Annotated in this window: 3 protein-coding genes and 1 pseudogene; all 4 read left to right on the top strand. The window is 44.7% G+C overall.

Annotated elements, in window-relative coordinates; genetic code table 11:
* Window positions 1-321 (top strand): DnaJ C-terminal domain-containing protein (locus AC29Z1_RS16185; RefSeq protein WP_488272484.1); only part of this gene is annotated, 321 nt, incomplete at its 5' end.
* 34 nt (window positions 322-355) lie between these two features.
* Window positions 356-1,294, top strand: coding sequence for a 50S ribosomal protein L11 methyltransferase (prmA, locus tag AC29Z1_RS16180; protein ID WP_488272483.1), 939 nt, complete (start codon window positions 356-358; stop codon window positions 1,292-1,294).
* A gap of 12 nt (window positions 1,295-1,306) precedes the next feature.
* Window positions 1,307-2,083 carry a 16S rRNA (uracil(1498)-N(3))-methyltransferase gene (locus AC29Z1_RS16175; protein WP_488272482.1) on the top strand — a complete coding sequence of 259 codons (777 nt, stop codon included), beginning with the start codon at window positions 1,307-1,309 and terminating at the stop codon, window positions 2,081-2,083.
* Window positions 2,049-2,685: pseudogene (locus AC29Z1_RS16170) on the top strand (tRNA (N(6)-L-threonylcarbamoyladenosine(37)-C(2))-methylthiotransferase MtaB); the annotation flags it as partial. The gene AC29Z1_RS16175 and the pseudogene AC29Z1_RS16170, both read left to right, overlap by 35 nt.

The raw sequence follows: 2,685 nt of genomic DNA, 5'->3' as shown, positions 1-2,685 counted from the left end.
TGCGAAGTGCCGATTAATTTTGTTCAGGCGGCATTGGGGGATGAAATTGAAGTCCCTACACTTGATGGCAAAGTTAAACTTAAGATACCAGAAGGCACTCAAACAGGTACAGTGTTCCGTATCAAAGATAAAGGTATTCCGCATTTGCGTGGCCATGGACGTGGCGATCAGCATGTGCGGGTTAAAATAGTAACTCCGAAAAAACTAACTGAACGACAGAAAGAATTATTGCGGGAATTTGCTCAAGCTGGCGGTGTTGAACCGACTTCGGAAGAAAAAGGTTTTTTTAAAAAGTTTAAAAATGTCTTTAGTGTTATGTAATTCGAATTAAACGATGTGTAAGGGGCGATGGCGCATGAAATGGGCTGAGATCAGCATTCAAACATCCCATGAGGCTACCGAAGCGGTAGCTAACATTTTCCATGATCTAGGAGCAAGTGGGGTAGTCATAGAAGATCCAGAATTGATTAATAGCTATCGACGCTCAGGTACCTGGGATTATTGCGACATCCCCGAGGAATTAGAAACAGAAGTCGTAACTATTAAGGCTTATTTGCCGGTTGATGAATTTTTGGATGATAAATTGCGTGTATTTGAGGAAAGTGTTAACAGGTTGCATGAACATAACCTTGATAAAGGTCGAGGCTATATTAACTGTCGTGAAGTACAGGAAGAAGATTGGGCTTCCTCTTGGAAAGAATATTTTCACCCGGTGCGGGTAAGTGAGCGTATTGTGATTAAGCCGTCATGGGAAGACTATTTGCCGTTAGAAGATGATATCGTTATCGAATTGGATCCGGGAATGGCCTTTGGAACCGGAACACACCATACGACTTCCATGTGCATTCGCTGCTTAGAAGAGGTTATTAAACCTGGTCATATTGTTTTTGATGTTGGCACGGGTTCTGGCATATTGGCAGTGGCTGCGGCTAAGCTTGGCGCAGCACGCGTTCGGGCCGTTGATCTTGATCCTGTAGCCGTGCGGGTAGCTCAAGAAAATGTCGCGATAAACAAGGTAACGGCAACAGTTGAGATTACCCAAGGCGACTTGTTGACTGGAATAGATGGCAAGGCGGATATAATCGTTGCCAATATTATTGCTGATATCATTATAAAAATGCTGCCTGACATCCGCACACGTCTGGCAGAGGATGGTTTATTTATTGCTAGCGGCATTATCTCAGAACGTTTGAGTGATGTTACCGCTGCAATTATTGATAACGGATTTGTTATTGATAAAGCCATTGAAGAAGGCGGCTGGGTGGCCATTGTGGCCAGCAGCCCCAAACGTTAGGAGGCGCGATATATGCGCCGTTTCTTTATTGATACACCCATTACCCAGACTATGATGATTACCGGACCAGACGCCTGGCATATTGCTACCGTGCTCAGACTTACTGCAGGTGAAACGGTCTTACTATCTGGAAAGGACCGAAAAACCTGCCAAGCGGAAATTACTAAGGTGAGTCCAGAAGCTGTACAACTCAGATTACTTTCATTCACTGAAGATCATACTGAGCCACCGATTGCGGTTTATTTAGTGCAGGGGCTGGCCAAAGGGGAAAAAATGGATTTTATTATCCAAAAAACAGTAGAGCTTGGGGTTTGTGGCATCGTTCCTGTGGCTACAGATCATTGTGTAGTTCGATATGATGCTGCCAAGCAAGTAGATAAAGTGACCCGCTGGCAAAAGATCGCACGGGAAGCGGCTAAACAATGTGGCCGAAGCCATATACCCCCAATATATCCCATAACCCGTTTGCAAGATGTGCTTATAAACCAGGAATTTTCTGCTGCCAAAAAAATTATGCTGTATGAGGGCCAAGCTTCTTCTGGTTTAAAACAAGAGCTTATGCAATCCAGGGCAACCGTATATCTGCTCTTTATAGGACCAGAAGGCGGTTTCAGTGAAGCGGAAGTAAGTGTATGCCAGGAACATGGAGTTAGTATTGTTACAATGGGACCACGAATTATGCGTACAGAAACAGCAGCTTTAGCGGCTTTAGCGGCGCTCATGTATGAGTGTGGTGATTTAGGGGGGAAAGACTATGCGGCACGTTGCGTTTACAACACTGGGCTGTAAAGTAAATCAATTTGAAACAGAAGTCATGGAAGGCCTTTTTAAGGCCAAGGGCTATAAAACGGTTGGTTTTGACGAAAAAGCAGATGTTTATGTTATTAATACCTGTTCGGTCACCAATCTCGGAGAAAAAAAATCACGCCAACTGATTCGGCGTGCTAATAGGCTTAACCCTCATGCTGTTATTGCTGTTGCAGGCTGCTATTCTCAAGTTTCGCCTGACCAAGTGGCTCAAATTCCGGGTGTTGACGTTATTGTCGGTACTCAGGACAGGGCACGGATTGTAGAGCTGGTAGAAGCTGCTCTGGCTAATAATCGGACAGTACAGGTTAATGCGGTTACTGATATTATGCAGGCTCAGGAATTTGAAGATATTCCCTTGTTTACTATGCCAGGACGCACGCGAGCTTTTCTTAAAATACAGGAAGGATGTACCAACTTTTGTACTTATTGCATTATTCCGTATGCCCGTGGGCCGCTGCGGTCGCGGCCACTTGCCAGCATTGCCACTGAAACAGAAAAACTAGTGGTTGCCGGTTTTGCTGAGATTGTATTGACAGGTATAAATTTGGGGGTATATGGTCGTGGTTTTTCCAACGGGGAAA

The organism is Sporomusa sp., assembly GCF_057736855.1.
The sequence above is the reverse complement of the archived record's forward strand: the minus strand, read 5'-3'. Positions and strand labels throughout refer to the sequence as shown.